The organism is Nonomuraea sp. NPDC050202, assembly GCF_040656115.1.
Taxonomy (GTDB): domain Bacteria; phylum Actinomycetota; class Actinomycetes; order Streptosporangiales; family Streptosporangiaceae; genus Nonomuraea.
The window spans coordinates 1-16,138 of sequence record NZ_JBFALF010000081.1 but is presented as its reverse complement, the minus strand read 5'-3'; the positions used below and the strand labels follow the sequence as shown (position 1 = coordinate 16,138).

Annotated in this window: 15 protein-coding genes and 2 pseudogenes; 6 read left to right on the top strand and 11 right to left on the bottom strand. The window is 68.5% G+C overall.

The window, feature by feature from the left end:
• Nucleotides 1-48 precede the first annotated feature (48 nt).
• Both AB0I79_RS62100 and AB0I79_RS62095 read right to left on the bottom strand, forming a co-directional pair.
• Nucleotides 49-687 (bottom strand): transposase, encoded by a 639-nt coding sequence (locus tag AB0I79_RS62100; protein ID WP_357895751.1) that lies wholly within the window; start codon nucleotides 685-687, stop codon nucleotides 49-51.
• A gap of 491 nt (nucleotides 688-1,178) precedes the next feature.
• A complete protein-coding gene (locus AB0I79_RS62095) occupies nucleotides 1,179-2,222 on the bottom strand; it encodes an NAD(P)-dependent alcohol dehydrogenase (RefSeq protein ID WP_357895748.1) in 1,044 nt (347 codons plus the stop codon).
• A 92-nt stretch (nucleotides 2,223-2,314) separates the two neighbouring features.
• On the opposite strand from AB0I79_RS62095, the gene AB0I79_RS62090 reads away from it, so the two are divergent.
• Nucleotides 2,315-2,908 (top strand): TetR family transcriptional regulator, encoded by a 594-nt coding sequence (locus AB0I79_RS62090; RefSeq protein ID WP_357895745.1) that lies wholly within the window; start codon nucleotides 2,315-2,317, stop codon nucleotides 2,906-2,908.
• Nucleotides 2,909-3,154: 246 nt separating this feature from the next.
• Here the strand turns inward: AB0I79_RS62090 and AB0I79_RS62085 are convergent.
• A pseudogene (locus AB0I79_RS62085) lies at nucleotides 3,155-3,340 on the bottom strand (TetR/AcrR family transcriptional regulator); the annotation flags it as partial.
• A 201-nt stretch (nucleotides 3,341-3,541) separates the two neighbouring features.
• Between AB0I79_RS62085 and AB0I79_RS62080 the strand changes: the two are divergent.
• Nucleotides 3,542-3,763: a hypothetical protein gene (locus AB0I79_RS62080; protein WP_357895743.1), complete on the top strand. Its 222-nt coding sequence runs from the start codon at nucleotides 3,542-3,544 to the stop codon at nucleotides 3,761-3,763.
• Between the two features lie 40 nt (nucleotides 3,764-3,803).
• On the opposite strand, the gene AB0I79_RS62075 is transcribed toward AB0I79_RS62080, so the two are convergent.
• From AB0I79_RS62075 to AB0I79_RS62060, 4 genes and pseudogenes are all read right to left on the bottom strand, one after another.
• Nucleotides 3,804-4,748 carry an alpha/beta hydrolase gene (locus AB0I79_RS62075; protein WP_357895741.1) on the bottom strand — a complete coding sequence of 315 codons (945 nt, stop codon included), beginning with the start codon at nucleotides 4,746-4,748 and terminating at the stop codon, nucleotides 3,804-3,806.
• A gap of 2 nt (nucleotides 4,749-4,750) precedes the next feature.
• Entirely contained in the window at nucleotides 4,751-5,185 is a 435-nt protein-coding gene (locus AB0I79_RS62070) for a hypothetical protein (RefSeq protein ID WP_357895739.1), read from the bottom strand.
• A 30-nt stretch (nucleotides 5,186-5,215) separates the two neighbouring features.
• Nucleotides 5,216-5,524 (bottom strand): annotated as a pseudogene (locus AB0I79_RS62065) (alkene reductase); the annotation flags it as partial.
• A 141-nt stretch (nucleotides 5,525-5,665) separates the two neighbouring features.
• A complete protein-coding gene (locus AB0I79_RS62060; protein WP_357895736.1) occupies nucleotides 5,666-5,863 on the bottom strand; it encodes a hypothetical protein in 198 nt (65 codons plus the stop codon).
• A 263-nt stretch (nucleotides 5,864-6,126) separates the two neighbouring features.
• Between AB0I79_RS62060 and AB0I79_RS62055 the strand changes: the two genes are divergently transcribed.
• Entirely contained in the window at nucleotides 6,127-9,189 is a 3,063-nt protein-coding gene (locus AB0I79_RS62055; protein WP_357895734.1) for a Tn3 family transposase, read from the top strand.
• A gap of 370 nt (nucleotides 9,190-9,559) precedes the next feature.
• Here the strand turns inward: AB0I79_RS62055 and AB0I79_RS62050 are convergent, their stop codons facing one another.
• Together AB0I79_RS62050 and AB0I79_RS62045 are read right to left on the bottom strand one after the other, a co-directional pair.
• A complete protein-coding gene (locus tag AB0I79_RS62050; protein WP_357895731.1) occupies nucleotides 9,560-12,079 on the bottom strand; it encodes an excinuclease ABC subunit UvrA in 2,520 nt (839 codons plus the stop codon).
• 164 nt (nucleotides 12,080-12,243) lie between these two features.
• Entirely contained in the window at nucleotides 12,244-12,768 is a 525-nt protein-coding gene (locus AB0I79_RS62045; protein WP_357895728.1) for a pyridoxamine 5'-phosphate oxidase family protein, read from the bottom strand.
• Nucleotides 12,769-12,856: 88 nt separating this feature from the next.
• On the opposite strand from AB0I79_RS62045, the gene AB0I79_RS62040 reads away from it, so the two are divergent.
• On the top strand, nucleotides 12,857-13,657 hold the full coding sequence (locus AB0I79_RS62040; RefSeq protein WP_357895725.1) for a transposase: 801 nt from the start codon (nucleotides 12,857-12,859) through the stop codon (nucleotides 13,655-13,657).
• 51 nt (nucleotides 13,658-13,708) lie between these two features.
• On the top strand, nucleotides 13,709-14,569 hold the full coding sequence (locus AB0I79_RS62035) for a recombinase family protein (RefSeq protein ID WP_357895721.1): 861 nt from the start codon (nucleotides 13,709-13,711) through the stop codon (nucleotides 14,567-14,569).
• 45 nt (nucleotides 14,570-14,614) lie between these two features.
• On the opposite strand, the gene AB0I79_RS62030 is transcribed toward AB0I79_RS62035, so the two are convergent.
• Nucleotides 14,615-14,740: a hypothetical protein gene (locus tag AB0I79_RS62030; RefSeq protein WP_357895719.1), complete on the bottom strand. Its 126-nt coding sequence runs from the start codon at nucleotides 14,738-14,740 to the stop codon at nucleotides 14,615-14,617.
• A 56-nt stretch (nucleotides 14,741-14,796) separates the two neighbouring features.
• Complete coding sequence (locus AB0I79_RS62025; RefSeq protein WP_357895716.1) at nucleotides 14,797-15,288, bottom strand: hypothetical protein; 492 nt, start codon at nucleotides 15,286-15,288, stop codon at nucleotides 14,797-14,799.
• A 125-nt stretch (nucleotides 15,289-15,413) separates the two neighbouring features.
• Between AB0I79_RS62025 and AB0I79_RS62020 the strand changes: the two genes are divergently transcribed.
• Complete coding sequence (locus tag AB0I79_RS62020) at nucleotides 15,414-16,073, top strand: hypothetical protein (RefSeq protein ID WP_357895714.1); 660 nt, start codon at nucleotides 15,414-15,416, stop codon at nucleotides 16,071-16,073.
• The last annotated feature ends 65 nt before the right edge of the window (nucleotides 16,074-16,138 follow it).

Sequence of the window (16,138 nt, the reverse complement as noted above, 5' to 3'; positions counted from 1 at the left end):
AGGCGAATCCGGCCGTCGACCCAGACTTCAAGTCCCTGACCTGCGCGTTCAGGTCGCTACGACCTCCAGGAACCCCGAATTATGCGGAACGCGGGTCGGTGATCTTGGCGATGGCCTCAGCTCCGGGTTTGACGTAACGCATGGCGGTGCGGGGGTTCTTGTGCCGGGTCTTGCCCATGATGAGCTGCAGGGGCGGGCGATCCTGTCGGTGACCGTCGGGGCGCCCGGAGTCCCACTACACCGATCGCGGGATCCACGGCCCGATCGAGGACCTGCTGTTCCCGATCCACCACGGGATTCTGTATTACCCGGGCGTGGAAGTGCTGCCGCCGTTCGTGCTGTACGGCACCGACAAGATGACGCGGTGACTTCAAGGACGCCGCGAAGGCGTGGAAGGAGCGGCTGCTGGTGCGCCCGGCAGATGGTGGAGCCCACGCCGACCTGCCAGCCGAGCAGGCTCTGGGCATCGGCAATCGCTTGCAACCAGGTGAGGATCTGCTGCCAGATGCCCGCCCGCTGCCAGCGGCGGAACAAGCTGTAGACGGCCTGCCAGGAGCTGTAGCACTCCGGCACGTCCCACCAGGGCGCGCCGACTCGGACCCGCCAGCGGATTCCATCGATCAGCTGGCGCTTGCTCCACCGCGACGGGCGACCTGGCCTTTTGGGTGCGGGCAGCAGCGGCTCCAGCCGCGCTCACTGCGCATCGGTGAGGTCGAACCGCCGCGTCACCGGCAAGGTGGCCACGAGGTCCCGATTACAGGTTCTTCTTGGTTACCGGAGACCTCTTCGCTTGTCCGGCTCCGACGCGCCGTTGATCAACACTTCGAGACAGACCTTAGTCGGCTACGGAGGTGACACCGAACGGGTCTCCCTGCTGCTGACGGAGAACTCGGGGCCGACCCGCCAAACCCGCTTTGAGCTGGTTCGCGTGAGTGGACGAGACGGGAGCGTGGGTGGCGTAGCCGGGGGCGGGAAGCTTGGTCAGAATCGGAATCATGACGGCTCTGTCGCGTGTCTGGATCTGGACGATGTCTGAGGTGATCTGCGCCGATCGCCTCGTGTCCTTGCACATCTCCGATGGGGAGCCCTTGGTCGGCTGGGGCTGGGGACGCAGGAGGGGTTGCTGTGGGCGTACGTCGACGGCCGTGATGAGCCGCGGACGAGCACACCCGGACGGCTCAGTCCAGATCGGACAGGTCGAGGACGAAGCGGTAGCGGACGTCGTTACGCCGGAGGCGGTCGAGGGCCTCGTTCACCCGCGACGACGGGAGGATCTCGATGTCGGCGCCGACGCCGTGCGCGGCGCAGAAGTCCAGCATGGCGGCGGTCGCGGGCCTGCCGCCGCTGCCCGCGGAGCTGAGCTTCTTGCGTCCCACGAGCAGATCCATCATCTCCACGGTGACCGATCCGAGGTGGCCGAGATGGCTGAGCGTCCCGTCCATGGCGACCAGGCGCAGGTACGGAGCCAGGTCGTGCGGGGCGGAGATGGTGTCGATGACGACGTCGAACGAGTCGCGGGCCGCCGCCATCCGGTCCCGGTCCGCGGAGACGAGGAGCCCGTGAGCGCCGAGGCGGCGGGCGTCCTCGGCCTTGTCCCCGGAGCGGCTGATGACCCAGGTGTCGGCGCCGAGCGCCACGGCCATCTTGACCGCCAGGTGGCCCAGCCCGCCCAGTCCCGCCACGGCGACACGGGTCTCCGGCCCCACGCCGAGTGCCCGCAGCGGCTCCCAGACGGTGATCCCTGCGCAGAGCAGGGGAGCGGCGGCGGCCGGGTCCAGGCCGGCGGGAAGAGGGTAGGCGAAACGATCGCGGACGACGCACTCGCGGGAGAAACCCCCGAGGGTGGTCGAGCCGTCGTGCCGGTCGGCGCCGCCGTAGGTCAGGGTCGGGAACGCATGGCAGAAGTTCTCCTGGCCGGCGCGGCACATCGCGCACTCGCCGCAGGAATCGACGATGTTGCCCACCGCCACCGGATCGCCGACGGCGAACCCGGCGACCTCGAATCCGACCTCGGTCACGACGCCCGTGAACTCGTGCCCCGGCACCAGTGGCGCGTCTCCCGCGCCGTCGTGGACGTCGAGGGCATGCAGGTCGCTGTGGCACACGCCGCAGTAGTCGACGCGTACGGCGAGATCATCCGGACGTAGCTCGCGCCGTTTCAGCGGCGTCCGCCGCAGCGTCGCCGCCGGACCCGCCTGCCAGCCGACTGTGGTCCTCACCATGCACTCCTCAAACAGACTGTTCGGTTTGTTCACCGTAGCTGGATGAGGCGCATCAAGGCAAACCAACTGTTCTGTTTGGTACGGTGGCGTACATGCCCGACCTGTCCCTGACCTCGCGCGGAGCCGCGACGCACAAGCGCATCCTCGAGGTGGCGACCCAGGAGTTTGCCGAGCACGGGATCGCCGGGGCGCGCATCGAGCGGATCGTCGCCGCCGCCCGCACCAACAAGGCCCAGCTCTACGCCTACTTCGGCAGCAAGGAAGGGCTCTTCGACGCCATCTTTCTCGGCTCGCTGGAGCGGATCGTCAACGTCGTCCCGATCGACGCCACCGACCTCGCCGACTGGGCCGTGCGTCTCTACGACGAATATCTCCGCCGTCCCGACCTCATCCGCCTGGCCACCTGGGCGCGCCTGGAGCGACACCCGGCGGGTCACCTGGTGGCCGACCCCGACCGCCTCGACGACGGCAAACTACGCGCCATCGCCGAGGCACAGGCCACCGGCCTGGTGCGCGAGGGAGATCCGTTCGACCTGATGGCCATGGTCATCGCCATGTCGATGGCGTGGTCGCCGGTCAGCAACGTCTACGCGGCGACCGCCGAGGAGCCCTCTGAGCTGCATGAACGGCGCCGCGCCCTGCTCCGCGAGAGCGTCCGGCGCGCCATGGCCCCGGACAACCGATGACACCGCCATGCCTCCTGCTCGCCGTGGTCGAGAATCGGCGTGGTGAGCTGGGGTGCCAACATCATGGTGTCGGCCGATCTGGCGGATCGGCCCAATGTCGAGTTCCGTGAGGTACGGCAACTCGTCCCCCGATAGGCCCTCGAGGATGCCGCCGGCCACCTTCCCGACCTCGTCCGGGGCCGTCACCAGCAGGTTGGCCTCTTGCAGGACGAATCCGCCGACATGGCTGTCGGTGAGCGAGACGGCGTGGGCGGCCATCGGCAGGGTGAACCCCGCCTCCCGCAGGACGCCGAGGACAGCGTCGTGGTGGCGTAGCGTCGTCGGGCCCGGGTTGCGGCGGGAGTCCTTGGAGGTCGAGCGCCCAGCTGTGCCGCGACATGACCGTACGCGCGGAGAGGGCGCGCCCGGATCGCCTCGCGCCGGCCGCCGCACTCGGCGTTGGGCAGCTCGATCGCCGCGAACACCAGGTCGACCACGCCGTCGAGGATCGCGTCCTTGTTCGGCACGTGATGGTCGAGCGACATCGCCGCCACACCCAGCTCGTCGGCAAGGGAACGCTCTCCGCGCGTTCGGCGACCGCGCCGGCCTGCCCGCACCCTGTACGAGGCGCGTCTCGAACCGGCCAGGGAAGCCGTGGAGACCGGCCCGCCGCCCCTGGGTCCCGTCACCCCTCCCGAGCAGCGCGTGCTCGACCAGATCCCGGGCCTGGCCGACAGCGACTTCACCGCCCGCGCTCCGCTCGCCACCGTTCGGGCCGACCTGGTGGAACGCCTGGCCGGCCAGGAGCGTACGACGCCCGAGAGGTTGCGGGCGCAACCGGCGGACTTCGTCAACAGGGTCCTGGGCACCATTTGACGGCGCGGGGCTCTCGTCGGCGAGAGCCCCGCGCCACCGTTCACTTCATGTACGTGCCGAACCAGTCGAGCATCTGGTTCGGGTCCTTCTGGAAGTAGGTGTATCCGTCCCAGCGCCGCGTCGTGCCTTCAATCCAGAACAGCTTCTTCTCGGCGACCGGGATGTTGTCGTACATGGCCTGGACGTCCTCAGGCCGGGTGTACAGATCGTCGTGGACTTGGTAGAGCAGCGTCGGGATCATGACGCTCTTCGCCCACGGCACCGGCGAGAACTCCGCCAGCTTGAAGCTGGTGTGCAGCCTGATGCGGTCGTCCAGGTCGTCGATGTAGCGGGCCGGGATCCCGAGGAGCTCGAGCGCCCGCTCCAGCGCGACGCCGGCCGACAGCGGTTGCGGCGAGACCATGCACCGCACGCCCTCGAACTCCTCGGGATGCGTCCCCATCGCGAACATCGTCGCGTTGCCGCCCACACACCGGCTGAACAGGCCGATCGTCAGGTCCTTGGTGTCGGGGCGGCTGCGGACGTAGCGCAGCGAGCCGATGACGTCGCGGGACTCGAAGCGCCCGACGGTGAAGATGCCGCCGTTGGCGGCGCCGCTGTGGCCGAAGTTGCGCAGATCGTAGGCGAGCACGTGGTAGCCGGCGTCGTGGAGGATCTTGTAGTCCGGCACGAAGTTCACCTCGAAGTCGTTGCCGGTTGCGGCGCCGAGCGACTTCCACGGCTCAAGGTGCGCGGGGAGCCCGGAACGGCTGAACCAGCGCGGATGGTTCGCGACGATGATCTTGTCGGACCCTTCGGCCGGGATGAACCAGCCCTCCAGCGGCACGCCGTCCTGGGACGGGAACGTGACGTCCTCGAAGTCCAGGCCGGCCTCGGCCGGCGTGTGCAGGATCGGCGAGCGCAGCGACTCGCGGAAACTGCCGGCGATGCTCTGCAGGATCTCCTCGATCTGCTCGGGAGTCATGGTCTGCGGTGATTGAGACATGTTCACTTCCTCGGTTGTGATGGCGGCTGCCGGTCCGGCTCGGCGGTGCCGAGTACGTCGAGCCAGTCGTGCAGCAGCGCCGTTTCTGACGCTCTCAGGGAGGCCACCGGTTCTGACGCTCTCAGGGAGGCCACCGGGCCGCGCGGCAGCAGGTCGCGCAGCCGGGCGGCGGCGGTGATGACGTCGGGCGAGGCGGCGGTGGGCCGTAGGCGCGAGGTCCGCTCCATCGTGGGGCGGCCGTACATGAGCTCGTAGAGCGCGGAGTTGTCCACGCGGACCTTAACGTGCAGGTCCCAGCCGCGCCGCAAGTCGGCGGCGTGACGCCGGTGGCGCCGACGCTTGCGCCCCCGATGGCGCTCGAAGGCGTCGGTGGCCATCGCCTGGACCAGGCCGTCCTTGTCGCCGAGGTGGTGGTAGTTCGCACACCGCCACGTCATGGCAGGCCCACAGCCGGTGGCTGCAGAGGGTCAGGCCGCGTACTGATACGCCGAGTAGGTCAGGTAGCCCCTGTCGCCGCCCTGGTAGAACGTCTCCTCGTCGACGGGCGCGATCGGGAGCCCGTTGCGCAGGCGTTCGACCAAGTCAGGGTTGGCGATGAAGGCGCGTCCGAAGCTGATGAGGTCGGCGCCCAGCCCGAGCCAGTGGTCGGCCTCGTCGCGCCCGGTCTGCTTGGGGGAAGGCGGCACGCTCGGGTGCATGATGAGGGTGCCCGGCCACGCGCGGCGCAGGCCGATCAGGGTCTCCTCGTCGGTGGCGGTCACATCGATGTGGCCGACGGCGGTCACCGTATGGCTCGCGTGGTGTCCTTGCCTGCTGGACCGCTGACCACATCGCCGTCGTGGACGGCGCCGTGGCACAGATTCCGGTTCCCGGACCGCCATGAGTCGCCGCTACTGCCGGCCGTCGGCTCCTGCGGCCTACTTGGATTCGACAGAGCCGATATCGAGCGCCGCGACCGCGTGCTGCCAGGCCGGGTCGGCCGGGTAGAGCTGCGAACACAGATACACCCAGACCATGGCGCGGAGCACGGCGACCCGCGCCGGGTTCTCGTCGGAGGTCTCCGCCGCGTCATAGCCGGAGATGCCGCCGAGGATGTGCTCCGCGCCGTGCATCATCAGCAACGTCTTGGGGCCGGGGGCCAACGTGTACGCGTCCCAGCGGTAGCGGGGGTCAGAGAGATTTGGAACGGAATCCGGCGTTAACGGGGTTCTCCCAGGTCAGTAACCCCTGCCGCTGTGGTCTTCCGGACGTGGTTAACGCCGGATTCCGTTCGGTCTCACAGCACGACTTTGATCTACGTGGGGTGACGGTAGGTAGCGGTTGATAACGGTTGTGTTGCTCTGATGACGCTGTGTCTGTTGGGTCATACGTTGCGTACATGCCTGTCGACTTCCTGAGCGACTCAGAAGCGGCGAAGTACGGCCGTTACGACGGTCCGCCTTCACGGGCCGAGATGGAGAAGATCTTCTTCCTCGACAACGAGGACATGGCCCTGATCAAGGGGCATCGCGGCCGGCACATCCGGTGCGGCTTCGCCCTCCAGCTCGTGACCGTTCGTTACCTGGGGTGCTTCCTGGCCGACCCGCTGGAGGTGCCGAACGAGGTCCTGGACGTCGTCGCCGGCCAACTGCAGATCGAGGATCCATCCTGCGTGAAGCGCTACACCGAGCGGGACAAGACACGGCTGGAACATACCTGGGAGATCGCCAAGGCGTTCGGGCTGAAGGATTTCGCCTCGGCCGAGGTCGAGTTGGCGGGTAAGGTGCGGGCGCACGCCTGGAACACCGGCGACGGCCCGACCGCGTGCTTCCAGTACGCGGTGCGCTGGCTGCGGCAGAACGACGTGCTGCTGCCCGGGATCAGCACGCTGACCCGGCTGGTGGCGCGCGAGCGGGAGCGGGCCACGCGCCAGCTGCACGACACCCTGGCCGCGCTGCCCAGCGCGCAGCAGCGGGCGGTGCTGGATCTGCTGCTGGAGGTGCCGCCGGGCAAGAAGGTCTCGGATCTGGAGCGCTGGCGGAGTGGCCCGTCGAAGGCGTCCGGGCCGCAGATCGTCAAGTCGCTGGACCTGGTGGCCGAGATCGGCGGCACTGAGCTCGGCCGGCTGGAGCTGGACGCCGCAGTGCCGCAGCGGCGGCTGGACGAGCTGGCCCGCTACGGCCTGACCGCGCACTCCTCCCAGTTGAAGAAGCATCCCGCCTCGCGGCGCCTGGCCACGTTGCTGGCCACCGCGCAGCGGCTGGAGACCAAGACCATCGACGACACGCTGGAGCTGCTGGACCTGCTCATGGTGACCGAGCTGCTCGGCAAGGCGCAGCGGGAGGCCGACAAGCAGAAGGTGGTCAAGCATCCGCGGCTGGCCAAGGCCTCGGCCTGGCTGGCCCAGGCGGTGGAGGTGCTGCTGGAGGCCGAGGGATGGAGCGAGGACGTGCGGCTGTTCGAGGTGTGGGAGATGATCGACGCGGTCGTGCCGCGTGCCCAGCTGCGCTCGGCGGTGGCCACCGTGATCGGGCTGGTGCCGCCGCCGGACGCCGAGGACGACGGCGGCTGGCGGGCGGAGATGGCGAGAAAGTATGCCACCGTGTCGGGGTTCGTGAAGCTGTTGACCCCGGTGATCGCGTTCGAGGCCAACGCCGAGGGCGCGCGGGTGCTGGCCGCGATGAAGGCCCTGCCGGACGCGCTGGCCTACCGCTCGCGCCACCATCCGGTCACGGTGCTGCCGGTGCGGCTGATCGACCCGCTGGTGGTGACAGGGCCGTGGAAGCGGCTGGTGTTCGGCCATCCGGCCCGCACGGATGGGCTGATCGATCGCAACGCGTACGTGTTCTGCGTGCTGGAGCAGTTCCACCGCCACCTCAAACGCCGCGAGATCCACGCGCCCGCCTCCAGCCGGTGGCGCGACCCGGACGCCCAGCTGCTCAAGGGCGCGGCGTGGACGGCGGTCAAGGACAGCGTGCTGACCGACCTGGGCCTGCCCGAAGACCCAGCAGAGTTGCTGGCCGAACACGCCGAGCGGCTGGATCGCGCCTACCGGGTGGTGCGGGCCGGGCTGGCCGCCAACACCTCGGTCACCATCGACGACGACGGCAAGATCCACGTGGCCAGCGTCAAGGCGATCGAGGAGCCGCCGTCTCTGATCGACCTGCGCAAGCGGGTGGAGGCGATGATGCCGCGGGTGGACATCTCCGAGGCGGTCGTGGAGGTGCTGGGCTGGTGCCCGAAGTTCATGGAGGCCTTCACCTCGATCGCGGGCACCGGCCCGCATCTGGACAACCTGGACATCTCGGTGGCGGCGTGCCTGACCGCGCAGGCGCTGAACATCACCTACGGGCCGATCGCGGTCAAGGGCGTGCCCGTGCTGGAGCGGCACCGGCTCGGCTACGTCGACCACATCTACCTGCGCGCCGACAACTACGGCGCGGCCAACCCGCACTTGATCGCCAAGCAGGCTGGGATCGGTTTCGCCCAGGCGCTGGGCGGCGGCTTGGTCGCGGCCATCGACGGAATGCGGTTCGTCGTCCCGGTGCCATCCGCGTACGCCCGGCCGAACAAAAAATATTTTGGACCGAAACGCGGAATCACATGGTTAAATATGATTAATGATCAGGCGTTCGGTATCGCGTCGAAAATCGTGTCCGGCACCGACCGGGATTGCTTGCACGCGCTGGATGTCATCTTCGGCTCGGGCGAGGGCCGCCGGGCTGACGTGATTGTCACCGATACCGGATCTTACAGCGATCTGGTATTCGGGCTCGCGCATTTGTTGGATAAAGAGTACCGGCCGGCGCTGGCCGACCTGCCGGACCAGAAGTTGTGGCGGGTGCAGGCCGATGCCGATTACGGGGCGCTGAACGCGCTGGCGCGCGGGCGACTGGACCTGGGCAAGGTCATCCGGTGGTGGCCGGACATCCTGCGCCTGGTCGGCTCTATCTACACCAGCGGCGTCAACCCCTACGACGTGGTACGGATGCTGCAGCGCGACGGCCGGCCGACCGCGATGGGCGAGGCGATCAACACCTACGGCCGGATCTTCAAAAGCCTGCATGTGCTGGCGCTGATCGACGACGAGGGCATGCGGCGCGGCATCAAAGGCATCCGCAACCTTCAGGAAGGCCGCCACGACTTGGCGCAGAAAGTCTTCCACGGCCGCAAAAGCCAGGTGTTCCAGCGGTACTACGAGGGAATGGAGGATCAATTAGGAGCTCTGGGCATTGTTTTGAACTGCCTGGTGCTGTGGAACACGGTCTACATTGACGACGCCTTGCGTCAGCTGCGGGCGCAGGGCTATCCGGTGCTGGATGACGACGTGGCCCGGCTCAGTCCCTTTGTCAGACGGCACATCAACGTGCACGGCCGCTACTCCTTTCAACGTCCGCAGCTGGGCGGCGGGCGGCGGGCCTTGCGTGATCCTGACGCCGACGACGCCGACGACGAGGATTGATGGGGGGGATGCCCCGGCCCTGGCGACCTTCCTCCTCGATTCCCCGGTGATCTGGAGGCCGGTCCGCGAGGTGGTGTCCGCGAAGGCCCGAGGCTGTCTTCGACCATGCCGTGCGCCGCTTCGATGGCGGTCAGCAGTTCAGGGCACTGGCGGTCAGCAGTTCAGGGCACTGTGAAGTCGTCGGCGGAGACCGAACGGCAGATGCTCCGGCCGACCCTGACCCTCGATCAGGAGAGGGCCATGCCCGCGCCACAGGCAGCCGTGATGGCTCGCTGCAGCAGGGCGTCGGCGGCGGGGCCCGGCCCAGGAAGCCGTCGATGCGGCACACCCGTTCGGGGATCTGCCACATAGCAAGACGCGCCCCGCCCTCTCAGCAGCGCGCGTCTTCTCGCACTTCCAGGAGTGGCAGACCCGCCGCGTACCGCCGGAAGAAACCGGCGGTCGGAGTGTCCGCGGTCGCGACGGCGTCCGGGGTTCCCTCCGCGATCACCGCGCCCCCGTCCGGACCGGCTCCCGGCCCCAGGTCGATCACCCAGTCCGCGGACGCGGCGACGGGGATGTCATGTTCGGCCACGACGACGGTGTTGCCCGAGTCGAGCAACACATCGAGCGCATCCACCACACGCTGGATGTCAGACGGGTGCAGGCCCGAAACGGGTTCGTCGAGAACGACAAGGCCGGCCTTGCGGCCCGCGGCACCGCGCTGGATCGCGGACGCCAGCTTCAGCCGTTGCGCCTCGCCGCCGGACAACTCTGTGGCGCTCTGGCCGAGCTGGAGATAGCCAAGCCCGACCTGGTTCAAGGCTCCCAGGATTTCCGCGAGTTGCCGGGGCTCGGCGAACCGCTCCACAGCCTCGGCGACGGTCAGCTCCAGCACCTGATCGATAGCCAACCCCTGATACCTGATCTCCAAAGCCTCCGGCCTGTAGCGCCGGCCCTCGCACGCGTCGCAGACCACCCACACATCCGGCAGGAAGTGCATGTCGACCAGCTTGCGGCCATAACCGGTGCAGACCTCGCAGCGGCCACCACCCGCGGTGTTGAAGCTGAACCAGGAGGCATTGACCCCGTATCCGCGCGCCACGTCGGTTTCGGCGAACAGCTTGCGGACAATGTCGAACGCCTTGCTGTAGGTGGCCGGGTTGGACCGCGGCGTGCGCCCGAGCGGTTCCTGATCGACGACGGCGACCCAATCGAATCCCTCCAGGCCGGTCACCTGTCGCACCGTGTCGGTCATCGTCCCGTTCAGGGCGGCCTCCACGCTCGCCGCGAGCGCGCCGAGCAGACTGCTCTTGCCGCTGCCGCTCACCCCGGTCAGGCAGGTGAGCCGACCGGCGGGGAATCGCACCAGGTTCGCGGTCACATTGTGCGCACGCAAGCCGTGCAGCTCCACCCAGCCGGTGTCCTCCCCGGCCGGACGGCGGGTCCGGCGCAGCCGCGGCCCCTCACCGGCCAGATAGCGGCCGGTCAGTGACGTCGGGTGGGCGGCCGCGTCGGCGGGAGGCCCCGACACCAGAACCTCACCGCCGAGGCGGCCCGCGCCGGGCCCCATATCGATCACCCAATCGGCCCGGGCGATCAGTTCAGGGTCGTGCTCGACCAGGAGCACCGTATTGCCGGCCTTGCGTAGCTCCAGGGCGATGTCGAGCAGGTGCGCCTTGTCCGCCGGATGCAGCCCGGTGCCGGGCTCGTCCAGGACGAAGACGATGCCGCTCAGCTCGGTGCTGAGCTGCGCGGCGAGCCGGGTTCGCTGCAACTCACCCCCGGACAGCGTCGCCGCGCTTCGCGACAGCTGGAGATGGGCCAGGCCGAGCCGGTCGAGTATCCCGAGCCTGCGGCCCAGGTCTTGCAGCAGCGGCTCGCCCACCTCGCGCTGCCGGGCGCCCAGGTCGCCGGCCACCCGCTCCGCCCAGCTGCGTACCTTTTGTACGTCCACCTTGAGCAGGTCGGGATAGGTCAGCCCGCCGAGCCGCACCGACCGGGCCACCTGGTCGTACCCGCTGCCGCCGCAGGTGCCGCACGGCTGCTTGCGCATGTACGGCAGGTAGCGCTGCTTGGCGCTGGAGGTCTGGGCGTTCACGAACACCCGCTCCACCTCGGCGAGCGCGCCCCGCAGCGGCTGGCTGGAGGTGTAGGTCACCTGGGCCGTCTCGTTCTTGTTCGTCATGTTGACGGTCGCCTCGATCTTCTCCTCACCCGTGCCGTACAGCACACAGTGACGGAACTCCTCCGGCAGCGACTGCCACGGCCGGCCGAGGTCCACGCCGCGTTTCTCGGCGAGCGCCGGCACGAACGCGTGCTCCCCCGACCGCCACTTCGCGTACCAGGGCGAGGCCCCCTCGAAGAGCGGAAGCTCCGGATGGGTGATGATCAGGTCCTCCTGCGCCTGCCATCGCCCGCCCACCCCGTGGCAGTCCGCACAGCTCCCTTCCGGCGTGTTGCGGTCGAAATGAGCGGTCGTCAGATGCCCGTCCCCGCTCTCCGCCGCCGGGTCCGCGCCGATTCCCGGAAGGCGCGAGTACAACAGCCCCAGATGCCCGTCGATGCCGGTGATCGTCGCGACCGTGGAGCGGGGGTTGCGGTTCAGACGGCGCTGGTCGACCGCAAGCGTCGCGCCGAGTCCCCGGATGCGGTCGACCTTCGGCCGGTTGCGCTGGGTGATGTACTGCCGCACGAATGGCGAAAGCCCCTCCAGATACCGCAGCTGCGCCTCATTGTGCAGGGTATCGACGGCCAGCGAGGTCTTGCCGCTGCCGCTCACTCCGGTGAACGCGACAAGCTGCCCTTTGGGGATGCTCACCGACACGTCCCGCAGATTGTTGGTACGAGCCCTCACCACCTCGATGGTCTCGCACTCGATACCCGCGACGTCCCGTACGAACGCAGTCAACCTTCCTCCATCCTCTCGCAACACAGCAGAACATGGGCAGGCAGACACCCCCCATGCCGAACAAACCGATCACGCCACCACGCGGCCGCTCGTCACGATGGCGAGCGGCCGCTTCACCAAACGCCTCAGCACGTGGCCGGTTTTCGATGCGGCCCTGCTGCAGATCAGGACCGCAGCACCGAAGTGAGCTTGTCGACGCCGGGGGCGTAGGCGGTCATCCAGTGCGGATGCAGCCGGTAGTAGACCACGTCGTTGTCCCAGTCGGAGAAGTCGCCGTAGAAATCCTTGAAGTAGGCGAGCAGGTCCGGCCAGTCCTCGGCCGGTTCGCTGTCCTCAGGGTTGAGGATCTCCACCGTGCCGTGGGTGAACACGCCCAGGTCCTCACCGCGCATGTGCGCGGCGCTGACGGCGGGGCGGGCGGCGAGGTGGCGGGCCTTGGCGGCGCCGCGCGCCGTGCCGAAGTGCCACTTGCCGTGCAGGAAGTGCCCGTCCACGCCGCTGATCCGCGGCTCGCCCTTCGCCGTCACGGTGGACAGGGCGAGGGTGCACATTCCGGTCAGGATCCGGGTGAGCTGCTCCGCGGTCAGGGTGTTCTCGGTGACGATCGAGCGGAGGTGCGAGGTAGAGCGGGAAAGGGAGGCTTCGAGGAGAGCCTGAAGTTCCTTGAGCTCCTCGGGGGTTTCGCGCATTGAGGTCCTTGTCTATCCGTGGGGCCCCGGTCCACGCGCCATCGGCGCTGACCGGTGAACCGATGATCGCTCTAAAACCCGACGTCTTGTGTCATGTTTTTCGGCCGTCCTGCGAAAACCGCCGGGGCGCCCGGCCGGCGTCCTTCCTTCGGACTTGTCCCAGCCGCCCGGATTGGCGAGCGGTCAAGTCGTCTCGACGAAGACCCCCAGTCGTGTGGCTGGAGTTGTGGCCGTTCGTGGGTGTTCGTGGGTGTTCCGTTTGGGAGTCCCCCATCGGAACACCGGCGGCCCGGATGGCCGTCTGTCCGCTGCACTCAACACCGCCACCGACAGGATGATCGGCAACCTGTCGGCCCGTCACCGCGCCGTCGACTTCCGCGACTTCCTGGACGAGATCGACCGCCAGGTCGAGCCGGGCCTGGCGGTCCATCTCCTCTGCGACAACCTTGCCCCGCATAAGGCGCCGGTGGTGCATGCCTGGCTGCTGGCCCACCCGCGTTTCGTGCTGTACTTCACCCCGATCTACTCCTCCTGGATCAGCCAGGTCGAACGCGGGTTCGCCGAGCTGGAGCGACGCAGAACTACAGTCTGGAGCAAGGCAACTTCTGCTCCTTGGATGCTCTCAAGACCGCTGTGGAGGAATAGATCAAGACCTGGAACGACAACGCCAGGCCGTTCAGGTGGACCAAGACCGCGGATCAGATCATCGACCGCATCTGCTGCTACTGCGACCGCATCTCAAGACCGGCTCACTTGGCGAAGGCGGCCAGGTCGATGCGAAGGGTTCGCCCACACCCTGGCGGCGCGGGCTGGTGAGGTGTTTCACAAACGAACACCTATGAAACACCGCCTCCGGCCGGGCACGTGCAGGGCGAACGCTGTTTCATGAGTCGGTGCAAACGAGTGGCCCTCTGAAACAGTCTTATGAAACGATCTCGGGGTGCGCGACGACGACTTCCTCCGCGTGGAGGCCCACGACTGCCCGATGACCTCCTGCGCCGCTCCAGCCGGCTCGCCCTGCCGCACCGGCCGGGGCAAGGTGGCCGTCCAATACCACACCGCCCGCTTCCGGCTCGTGCCCGCGTTCGCCAAGGCGCTCAACGTCCCAACCCCGGCCATCCGCAAGCCGGGCTCGGCCTGGACCGAGCTGCCTCGCCCGGCCGCGGCCGACGTCGAGCCCGCGGGGCACGCGCGGATCGGCTACGCCCGCGCCTCCACCCTCCGCCAGTCCCTGGACACCCAGCTCGACGCCCTCAAGGCCGCCGGCGTCACCCGCGTCTTCGCCGAGAAGATCTCCACCCGCGCCACCGTCCGCCCCGAACTCGACAAGGCCGTCACCCTGGCCCGGGAACTGCGCGCGGCCGGGGTCGCGGTCACCCTGGTCGTCCACGAGCACAAACGGCTCGGCCGCGGCCTCGACCTGGCCGCCCTCGCCGAGCAGCTACGCGCCGCCAGCATCGGCCTGGAGTTCCTCACCGGCGAGCTGCAAGGCTCCCACGACCCCTCCGGAGTGGTGTTCACCGTGCTGGCGGCCTTGTCCGGGATGGAACGCGAGTACATCCGCGACCGGACCCTGGAAGGCCACGAATCCGCCCGCGCCCGCGGCAAGGCCATCGGCGGCGCCGCCGTCACCGACGAGAACATGCTCGCCATGGCCCTGCACCTGCGCGGCCAGGACCTCAGCCTGCGCGACATCGCCGCCCGGCTCGTCATCACCAGCGGCAAGAAGAAGGGACGTCACCCCTCGGCCGCGACCGTCCTGCGCATGCTGCGCGACCACGATCAGCAAACCGCGACCTGACGGGCCCGACCCCGTCAACGCCGGAGGCACGGCTGAACGCGGGAGCTATCGCAGGCGAATCGCCTCGGCCGTCCGGCGGCCGACCGGGTACACCGGGTTCCCACCCGCGTCCAGCCCCACGGCCAGGCGGTCATCGATCATCACGATGTCCCACTCACCCGGGGCGACCATGCCCACCACCAGGCCCGTCAGCCACGGCCACGCCGCCTCATCAGTGTCGCCGGCCGTCAGCGGGTAGCGACCCGCACCGGCGACGCGTCCGGGAACGGGTTCACCTGCCGAGCCAGCGCCCCCGCCACCGCCTCCAAGCCCAGCTCCAGGTCCGACTTGGCCAGCGTCGCCTCACTCGTGCCCGCGGCCAGCTCATCGGCCAGCGCCAGGAGGACCGTGTTGCTCGCCGCGAACGCCTCCACCGCTGCCACGTACTGATCGACCTTCGCCGCGGTGGCTGCGGTCAGGTCCTGGGCCTGCCAGCGCTCGCCGGTCTCGACCCACAGCCACATGTCATCGCGCTGCTGCCCGAACACCTGCTTGATCCGCTCCACGGTGTGGTCGTCCAGCAGATGTGGAGCGCGCCGCGCCGGCTCCAGGGTCCGCAACTGATCACGGTTGGCACCCAGCTGCTCCAGCACGACCGCGGTCATCATGTCCACGTCGGTCACCGGCCGCCACTCGGGCTCGCCCCGGCCGTCCCTGCCGCCACCATCACCACGCGCCATGCCTCAGATCGTCCCAGACCCTCACCGGCCGCCCGCCGCGTCTTCACCACATCGAGACCCGTCCCTACCTTCCGCACCATGATCATTCTCAGCGCCAACCGCTGTTCCTGGGTTCCTCAACCCCGTTGTCCCACGAGCGGCTTGGCCCGTACACAGTCGCCGACCTGCTGGCCGACAACACTGTAGTGGGATCGGCCGGGCCGGAGATCGCGCTGCCGCTGTCGCAGGAGGGCGACGACGTCATCCGCCAATACCTGAAGCTCGGCGACGACGCCGACGCCATGGCCGGCATCATCGCCGCCGAGAGGCTGGTCGGCCTGCCTACCCGCGGTGTGTTCGCCGAGTCCAAACTGGGCCGGTGCTCGGCCTGCGAGGTCAAGGACGACACCCGCTTCTGGGACTGGCAGACCTCACCCGTCCCAGAGGAGGCGCCGCAGATCGCCCCGGTCGACGCCGCGTCCCGCTATCAGCAGCCGGGAAACCTCTCACCGTCGGCCTTTCCGGCCCCGATCGTCGGCATCGCGACGCCGCCGGCGGCACCGGACCCGGTCGCGATGGCGAACGCATTGCAGCTGCTCGGCAAGGGGGATGTGTTCCGCGACATGTCGGGCAAGGAGCAACTGGGAACACTGCTCACCAGCATGTCTAAGAGCACCACTGACGCGGTGTCGGCGTTCAGCGGCAACCAGCGGGAGAACCAGTTGGCCGACAAGATCCTCGGCTCGGATGCCCTCTCCGGTGATCAGAAGGCCGATCTAGAGCCTGTACGAAGTTCGGATCTTTAGACTGGGCGGAGGCTTCGGATCCATAACACGGCTCCGCGTAGGTGCAGGCCGGCCAGATAGCTGTC